This is a genomic window from Azohydromonas australica DSM 1124, assembly GCF_000430725.1.
GTDB lineage: Bacteria > Pseudomonadota > Gammaproteobacteria > Burkholderiales > Burkholderiaceae_C > Azohydromonas > Azohydromonas australica.
Genome location: NZ_KE387218.1, coordinates 1 through 7579, shown reverse-complemented (window position 1 = coordinate 7579; position 7579 = coordinate 1). Strand labels below are relative to the sequence as shown.

Annotated in this window: 12 protein-coding genes; all 12 read left to right on the top strand. The window is 68.1% G+C overall.

The features are described 5' to 3' along the window. A partial coding sequence (locus H537_RS50150) for a helix-turn-helix domain-containing protein (protein WP_211235154.1) occupies positions 1-596 on the top strand: 596 nt, incomplete at its 5' end. A 180-nt stretch (positions 597-776) separates the two neighbouring features. Beyond that, positions 777-1133: a hypothetical protein gene (locus tag H537_RS0138140; RefSeq protein ID WP_029002043.1), complete on the top strand. Its 357-nt coding sequence runs from the start codon at positions 777-779 to the stop codon at positions 1131-1133. A gap of 1 nt (position 1134) precedes the next feature. Next, complete coding sequence (locus H537_RS54110; RefSeq protein ID WP_156902230.1) at positions 1135-1515, top strand: hypothetical protein; 381 nt, start codon at positions 1135-1137, stop codon at positions 1513-1515. 210 nt (positions 1516-1725) lie between these two features. Continuing rightward, positions 1726-1890 (top strand): hypothetical protein, encoded by a 165-nt coding sequence (locus H537_RS54100; RefSeq protein WP_156902228.1) that lies wholly within the window; start codon positions 1726-1728, stop codon positions 1888-1890. A 53-nt stretch (positions 1891-1943) separates the two neighbouring features. After that, complete coding sequence (locus H537_RS0138125) at positions 1944-2645, top strand: hypothetical protein (RefSeq protein WP_029002042.1); 702 nt, start codon at positions 1944-1946, stop codon at positions 2643-2645. 14 nt (positions 2646-2659) lie between these two features. Then, the gene (locus H537_RS48135; protein ID WP_051244595.1) at positions 2660-3631 is read left to right on the top strand and encodes a YqaJ viral recombinase family nuclease; all 972 of its coding nucleotides are present in this window, start codon (positions 2660-2662) and stop codon (positions 3629-3631) included. After that, entirely contained in the window at positions 3628-5256 is a 1629-nt protein-coding gene (locus tag H537_RS51995; protein WP_084151280.1) for a recombinase RecT, read from the top strand. Before H537_RS48135 ends, H537_RS51995 begins: the two co-directional genes overlap by 4 nt. A 412-nt stretch (positions 5257-5668) precedes the next feature. Next, a complete protein-coding gene (locus H537_RS48130; protein WP_156902227.1) occupies positions 5669-6064 on the top strand; it encodes a hypothetical protein in 396 nt (131 codons plus the stop codon). A gap of 196 nt (positions 6065-6260) precedes the next feature. Next, on the top strand, positions 6261-6461 hold the full coding sequence (locus H537_RS0138095) for a hypothetical protein (RefSeq protein WP_156902226.1): 201 nt from the start codon (positions 6261-6263) through the stop codon (positions 6459-6461). A 161-nt stretch (positions 6462-6622) separates the two neighbouring features. Continuing rightward, positions 6623-6946 (top strand): H-NS histone family protein, encoded by a 324-nt coding sequence (locus H537_RS0138090; RefSeq protein WP_029002036.1) that lies wholly within the window; start codon positions 6623-6625, stop codon positions 6944-6946. 235 nt (positions 6947-7181) lie between these two features. After that, a complete protein-coding gene (locus H537_RS0138085; protein ID WP_029002035.1) occupies positions 7182-7424 on the top strand; it encodes a hypothetical protein in 243 nt (80 codons plus the stop codon). A gap of 72 nt (positions 7425-7496) precedes the next feature. Further along, on the top strand, positions 7497-7579 hold an 83-nt coding region (locus H537_RS56975; protein WP_211235155.1), incomplete at its 3' end, for a universal stress protein.

Here is a 7579-nt window from a genome sequence, read left to right as displayed (position 1 = left end):
GCGGTGGTGCCGGCGGCTCGTGGAGCCCTCGCGCGACACCTGCCCTTGCGGGATACGACTATAGAACCTCACCAGATTTAGAGTTCACCCCTGTTGGGATGATTACAGTTCGCCGCATGCAAAACGACAGTGAAGCTGAACTGCGGCAGGAGATCGGCAAGCGGCTGAAGAAAGCCCGCAAGGCCGCGCGCAATGGCGACGGGTTCACGCAAGCCGAAGTGGGAGACATCCTGGGCAAGAAGGGCGACGGCACCGTGTCGGCCTGGGAAACCGGCCGCGCGCTGCCCGACGCTCTGACGCTGCGGTGGATGGCTCAGCACTATGGCGTCTCCGTGGACGAGCTGCTGGCGCTCAAAGAGCCCGGAGCGGCATCGCCTCAGTACCCATTGCTGGAGCAACCAGCGGCGGCACCCCCCATGGTTTCGGCGCCGCCTGCCAAGGCGGCGCCCCGTCGTCCCGACAGCATCGATCTGCCTCTTTCCGATTTGGTGCGGGTCGTTCTGCACGCCGTGGCAAGCGGCCTGAGGGACGAGCGCGAGGTGCGCGCATTCCTGCAGGGCGTTGTAGCCGGTTCCCAGGTCAACGAAGGGTCCTGAATCAATAGGCGTTAGTTTTAGATATTCCTTTGCACAGCCCGCATATCGCGGGCTTTTTAATGTTCTAAACATGGATTTATAACAACTTGAATCTACATATCTGATGAAAAACCTAGATTACAGTGTGTTTTGAATTAGAATTATCTCCATGCACCAGGGCATGGCGCAAAGGAGATAGAGATGAGTGGTTTCGATTCTTCTCCCAACGCCTTCAGCTTCACTTCCACGTTCGCCGGCATCCCGGTAGTCATCGAGTACCAAGCCGAAGTCAACGAGGACCACCGTGGTCAGGACGTTGTGATCATCCCGACGGCCTGCGTCATCGGCGATCACGCGGTCGATCTGTGCGAAGACGCCGGCTTCTTCCATCCCGAGCAGTTGAAGAAGTGGCTGGCGCAAGCTGAAGCCGATCACGAGAAGGCTGGCGAGGACGACAGCGAGCCTGACGACTACGCCGATCCCTGGGCGGCCTCCGTTGCTGAAGACCGTTGGATCGGCGAGCGCGAGCGCATCCACCACGCCCGCGCGGGGTACTGAAATGCAAGGGCTGAGCATCACGCGCAGCCCGTGGCCCCCGGCGCGGGGCCATGCGGTGGCACCCGGCCAAACGCCTTCTTCTGATCGCCTGTATTTCGGGGACTTCGGTTTTGAGCCCGGCCCGTACTTCCTGGGAGCCAGCGGGCGAACCCTGCATCACGACAATCTTCCGAGCCCTGGCGGTCTGGTGGCCGTGGTGCCGGTCTTGGCGAACGCTCATTTGCTCAAGGCGGCGCCGGACCTGTTCACCGTCGCCCAAGCCTTGACGGCGTTGCCTGCACTACGCACCACGTCCGACGCCGAAGCCCTGGCGGCGCGGATTGCGGTGCTGGTGGAAGCGGCGCATGTGGCGGTTGCGCGTGCCCTGGGAGCGCTGCCATGAGCAGCGCCGTCCGCCAGTCGGCCATTCATTGGCTCACGGCCTATCCGCCTGCGGACCCTGCCGCTCGGCTGCAAGTCGATGCCTTGGTTCGTGAGCACGAGGCCGCCTGTGTCGCGGAAGAGGCTGAGGACCCGACGTGCCCGCCTTGCCAGTTCAGCCACCGCTGCCTGCGTGGCGGCGGCTGCCCGGTGCGCGAGAGGCAGGCACGCCATGCCTGACCTGCACGACGCCCCTGCGGCCCTGGCCGAGCAGACCGTGGCCGATGCCTTGCGTCCTCTGCGCAATGACTGTACCGGGTCGTTCCGATGGCCGGTGGCTGCCTACGTCGCCGGGGTGCTGCTGGCGCTGCTGTCCGCCCCGTTCGTTCCGTACTGAGTCCCCTGGGCCTTGGCTGGCGGCCTCATGCCAGCCCTCACCGGAGTTCTGCCATGTCGCAACTCGGTCCCATAACTGGTAACCGCATCACCGATGCCTGCCGCACCTCCCTCAAGCCGCACCTGCGCGAACGGCTGGCGCTGCAATCCTGCCGCAGTACCCCGCTGGGCACCGTCGCCACCGGCGCGGATGGGCGGCTGTCGTTCGCGCCGAACTACCTGCTGCACCGTCAGGATCGGAGCAAGGGTGCCCCTGATCCCATGCCACGCTCGGCATTCCGGCCGGGGCAGCGCGTGCGCGTCGATGCCACCGCCGACGACCTGCTGGAGCAGGACCTGAACCCGTTCGAGCCCGAAGAAGCCGCTGCCCTGGCCGGCCGTGAGGGCGAGGTGGTCGAGCACTCGGGGTGCGCCTCGCTGGGGTTGGTGCTGGTGATGCTCGATGGCGTGCCCTGGGCCTTCATGCCGGCGTACCTTGTGCCGGCTTGCCCCGCCGAGGGCGGCGATGAAATGGCCGCCACGACAGGCGAGGTCGCCGCCGCTTTCGATCCCTACTGCGAGCCGCTGGCCGTGGGCGACACGGTGCAGGCCATGGACGGGCGCATCGGACGCGTGACGGTGGTGGCACCGCAGCGCCTGGACGTCGTGTTCGAGCACGGCAGCCCGTGGTGCGGCGGCGACACGAACTGTCGGGGGTCGTTGCGGCTGCTGGCCAGGGCTGGCGCCTGGGGCCACCCCACCGGCTGCCCGTTCTGACGCCGGGGCCCGACATGCAAGCCCTGAACGTCATCCCGCCCGGGCGTGACCGCAGCCATTGGCTGGGCGGCGCCGACATCGCGGCAGTGCTGGGCATCTCGCCCTGGACCACGCCGCTCAAGCTCTGGGAAGCCAAGACACGGCCCGGCGCGGCGGAAGTGGCGGCCACCGGTGTGCGCCGGCGCGGCGTGCGCTGGGAGGGCGCCGTGGCCGAGATGCTGGTGGAGGACCTGGCGTCGCGCGGCCACGCCGTCGAGATCGTGGGGAGCAACGTGCGCTACCAGGACACCGAGCACGACTTCATGGCCGCCGAGATCGACTTCGAAGTGCGCCTGGACGGGGAAGGGGAGGTCACCAATGTGGAGCTCAAGACCGTGCATCCCTTCAAGCTGCACCTGTGGGGCGCCACGGGCAGCGACGAGCTGCCGCTGCACTACCTCGCCCAGGCCACGTGGGGCCTGGGCGTGACGCGCCGCCGCCGCGGCATCGTCGCCGCGCTCTTTGGCGCCGACGAGCTGCGCAGCTATCCCGTGGAGGCGGACGCCGAAACCATTGCGGCGTTGCGCGCGCGGGGCCTGGCGTTCTGGCGCGACCACGTGCTCAAGCGGCTGCCGCCGGCGCCCACCACGCTGGAAGACATGGCGCGTCTCTTCCCGCGCGAGGGCGACAGCCCGGCGCTCGTGGCCGACGAGGATCTGACCGCCAAGGTGCTGAAGCTGCGCGCGCTGCTCGCTGAAATCCGGGCCCGCGAGCTGGAAGCCCAGGCGCTGGAGTTCGACGTCAAGCGTGCCATGGGAGAGCACGGCGAGTTGCTGCTTGGCCGCGGCGGCGTGCGCGCCGTGGACTGGAAGGCGCGCAGCGGCTCCTACATCGACGAGGCGGCGCTGAAGAAGGCCCACCCGGCCATTGCGCGCGACTTCACCCGGCGCTGGTACTCGCGTGTCTTCACCGTACGGAACTTCGATGCAAAGGAGTTGGGCAGATGAGCACGCAAACACTCAAGGCCGTGGCCACCGGCCAAGGCAGCGCCGAGAAGGCGCTCACCATCTTCGACTTCCTGGAGCACACCAAGGTCAGGAAGGGCATCACGGCCGTGGCGGGCAAGTACCTCAAGGCCGAGCGCATGCTGACCCTTTGCGTCAACGCCGTGAAGAAGACGCCGCGCCTGCTGCAGTGCGATCCGCAGTCGGTGCTGGGCGCCATGATGACCTCGGCCGCCCTCGGGTTGGAGCCCAACACGGCGCAGCAGCAGGCCTTCCTCATCCCGTACAGGAAGCGCGTGCCACCGCCGGACGGCGGGCGCCACTGGGTAGAGACCTTCGAGTGCCAATTTCAAATCGGGTACCGCGGCTTCATCACGCTGGCCTACCGCTGCCCGCATGTCAGGAGCCTGCAGGCCGAGGCCATACACGAGGGCGACTTCTTCGATCACATGCAGGGCAGCACAACGTTCCTGAAGTACCGCAAGAGCCTGCGCGAGCGGGGAGGGCTCATCGGGGCGTTCTCGCATGTGCATCTGGCCAGCGGCATCGAGCTGGCCTGCGTGCTGCGGCTGGACGACCTCCTCAAGGTCCGCGCCTGCAGCGAGACCTACGGCACCCTCGTACGCGCCGTGGACGCCGCCGAGACGGCCAAGGAGCGCGCGGCGGCTGAGCGGCGCCTGGCCGAGACGCCCTGGGTCCTATGGGAGGACGCCATGGCGGCGAAGTCCGCCGTCAAGCTGCAGTGCAAGGCCCTGCCGCTGTCGGGCAACGACGCGCTGGCGCTGGCCGCCGAGATCGACAGCCGCAGTGACGCGGGCGCGCTGGACCTCACCGCGCTGGCCGATCCCGACACCGTACGCACGGTGGTTGCGGGCGACGCCGAGCCGCCCGCGCTGCAGCCGCCGCAGGAGCCGGAAATCGACCTGGACGCCATGCCGGCGCAGCCGGGCAGGACATCAGTGGCGGTTGCCGCAGCGACACCAGAGCGTGCAGTTCTGGCCACGCACGGTGGTTGCGGGCGACGCCGAGCCGCCCGCGCTGCAGCCGCCGCAGGAGCCGGAAATCGACCTGGACGTGCTGCCGACGCAGCCGGGCAAGGTGTCCGTGGCGGTTGCCGCTGCAGCACCAGAGCCTGCCGCCACGGCAGCGGCGCCCGCCCGGTCGATGGCGCCGCCACCGCCGGCCCGCCGCGGCTTCGACGCCGATGCGTTTGCCGAACAGATGCAGCGCGCGGCCGACAAGGGAGACACCGACACGCTGGACGCCCTGGCCGGGCAACTGCGCGACGTGCCGGGCGAGGACCTGCGCGCCACGCTCACGGACATGTACGAGCGGCTGCGCGCGGGGCTGGGCCAGCCGCCACAGGCACCCGAAGCGCCGCAGCCTCCACACCCAGGCACCGCCCCGGTGCCGCCGGTGCGGCGGCGCACGGCGCCCTGACGGCAGCCAACAGGTCGAACAGGTTTTTGAAGGGCGATTCACAGCGGGGTGGGGCACGCCAGCCTCCTCCCCCGACTTCCCATCCCGCGCAGCCACGGCGCTGCCGCCTCTTCTTCTATCCCTTGGGGCGTCTCCATGAGCCTTGCACATCTTTACCAAGCCCGTTGCCGGCGAGGCCGGCTGCCTAAGCCTCGCCTAATTCTTCGCCACCACCATGGCTTCCACGATGCTTGCAGGCGCAACTGCAGCACCGTCGAGGTTTACAGGGCGACACAGCGGACCGGGCTGACGACTCCTCTTTTCCCCCGGGCTTCCTTTCCCGTCCCGCGCGGCTTCGGCTGCCGCCCGCTCTTTTTCCGGTTCGCACCGGGACCGTAGCTGCTGGCGCCTCGGTACCCGCAAGTCGAGGTGCCGCGGCGCTGGGCCAAGGCCCGATGCGCTGGGCGCCCTGAGCGCTGGCCGAGGCCGGCACCGCGCATTGGTGCCGTGCTGGTGCAGCGCCTGGCGTCCTGGTTCTGCAAACCCGCAAACGTCGCAGTGAACGATCTCATCCTATTGAACCCTGCCAGCGGCGGACCGCTCCACCACGCGCACCTGTGCATGGCCAATGCCCTTGCAGGGCAGGCCCTGGCCGCGCGCATGCCAGGACCCGTGCAGCAGCTCCTGCAGCGATGGCAGGCGCTGCAGGAAGACGTGCGCCTCGCGCGGCATGCCGGCGAGCCGCAGCGTATCCAGCACTACGTGCTCGGCGGGGCCAAGCTCGCGCGGCTGGGCGTGTTCGACGAGGCTGGCGTGCTGCGGCACATGACCAGGATGGTGCTGCAAACCGCCCGCGATCCGGCGCTGCCGGCCTTGTGGTGTCGCGCCTGCCTGGAGCAACTCGCAGCCGCCCTGCGCGAGTTGCGACGCGTGCTCGGACCTCGGGGCGCTGTGGAGGCAGCGGCCATCGAGGAGGCCGTGCGGCGCGGCGGCCAAACCGGCCTGGCGCCTTGCTGAAGGCGGCCCGATCTTCGCCGCGGCTGCTGGCGCAGCACCGGCATCGTGCTGCAGCTGGGTGCTGGAATGCGGTGTGCTGCTCCGCGTGACGCGACACACGTCGTCAACGCGCCGGCGCACGCCGGTTGCCCGTGAGATTTCAGCACCCGCCGCGCCAACGGCGACCCGTAGTCACCCTGCAGTGGAGGGTATGCCCGTGAAGCGGTTGTTTCCGATCGACGAAGCGCTCACCTCCAGGCATGCCGCCGTCCTGAGCATCATTGCGGCGGACCTGGGCTGCCCTGTGGATGCGGTCTACATCGGCAACGGGGCCAGCGGTCCCGCGGTGTTCCACGAGGACCGCCAGGGCAGCGAAGGCACCCGTTGCGCCTGCGACTTGAGCAGCTTGTACTGGTAGGAGTGCCAGGCGCGCACAGCCGTGAAGGGGCTGCTGGCGTGTCTGGCGGCCAATCCGGATCAAGGGCCTGTGTGAGCGGCAAGCTCTTTCACTCCGGCTCGTTTCCCAGCCCGCTCCTACGCGAAGCGAAGCACTCGTCCAGGCGTCCATGCGGGTCACCCATGGGCTCGGAAAGCGGCATCATCCATGGCATGTACCAAACCGAAGACATGCCCAAGGGCTGGGTCAAGCCCGTTGCCAAGCCCACCCGTGAATCCTTGAAGGCCCGCATCGCGGAGCTGCGCGCCGAGTTGGCCGAGGCCGAAAGCCAACTGCACGAGATGGAAGAGGACGCCCGGCTGGAGGCGTTGGTGAAGGTACGCAACCTCATGCGGGCGTTCGAGTTGACACCGGCAGACCTGGGATTGGAACCGGCGCCGACGCGCCGCGGCCGCCCGCACAAGACCGCTACGGGACAGGAGCAACTGCGCCTGCCTGCCATCTAGGCAAGTGCCCGGTACGCGCCACTTCGGCGTGGCAGGCCGGCCGGGTGCTGACTGCCGCCTGGACGCAACGTCCATGCAACCGCACTCCTGTCCCGCTCTCGAGCGGCACAGCAGCAGTGACAAAAGGCCTGGCTCAGCAGGGAGCCCGCAGATTGGGGGGCGCCACAGCATGCGCCTGTTGCCCTGATGATGCTGCACCGCACAATCGGTTTGTCCTGGAATCCGAGGGGGGACCATGCAAACCGTGCGTGCCATCGCGCTCATTGAGCGCGCAGTGGAGCTTGCCGATGCGCGGTTCCCCGGCGATGCCCTGGAAGAGGCTTGTCGCTTCGCATCACGGGAGGAACGGCTGGCTGTCTCGTGCATCGTGCAGTCACGCCCGGCGCTGTTCGGTCACCGTGCCACACCGCAGCAGGTGATCGCGGCCTTGCGCGAGATGGTGCGCGGCGGTCCTGTCCGGCTACTGGCAAGTGCCTAGCGAGTCCGGCGGTCCGCTTGCGCCATAGTTCGTTTGTCGCCCTACCACGGGCAGCTACTGGCAGAGGAACGCATGTACACCCGCATCCTCTTTCCCACCGACGGCTCTGAGGTCTGCTCCAAGGCCCTGCGCCATGCGCTCGACTTGGCCAAGCT

Excerpts from the sequence above, each read along its gene's own strand:
- H537_RS51995 (WP_084151280.1), top strand. The coding sequence starts at position 3,628 with ATGAGCACGCAAACACTCAAGGCCGTGGCCACCGGCCAAGGCAGCGCC.
- H537_RS48135 (WP_051244595.1), top strand. The coding sequence starts at position 2,660 with ATGCAAGCCCTGAACGTCATCCCGCCCGGGCGTGACCGCAGCCATTGG.
- H537_RS54100 (WP_156902228.1), top strand. The coding sequence starts at position 1,726 with ATGCCTGACCTGCACGACGCCCCTGCGGCCCTGGCCGAGCAGACCGTG.
- H537_RS0138140 (WP_029002043.1), top strand. The coding sequence starts at position 777 with ATGAGTGGTTTCGATTCTTCTCCCAACGCCTTCAGCTTCACTTCCACG.
- H537_RS0138090 (WP_029002036.1), top strand. The coding sequence starts at position 6,623 with ATGGGCTCGGAAAGCGGCATCATCCATGGCATGTACCAAACCGAAGAC.
- H537_RS0138085 (WP_029002035.1), top strand. The coding sequence starts at position 7,182 with ATGCAAACCGTGCGTGCCATCGCGCTCATTGAGCGCGCAGTGGAGCTT.
- H537_RS48130 (WP_156902227.1), top strand. The coding sequence starts at position 5,669 with ATGGCCAATGCCCTTGCAGGGCAGGCCCTGGCCGCGCGCATGCCAGGA.
- H537_RS54110 (WP_156902230.1), top strand. The coding sequence starts at position 1,135 with ATGCAAGGGCTGAGCATCACGCGCAGCCCGTGGCCCCCGGCGCGGGGC.
- H537_RS0138125 (WP_029002042.1), top strand. The coding sequence starts at position 1,944 with ATGTCGCAACTCGGTCCCATAACTGGTAACCGCATCACCGATGCCTGC.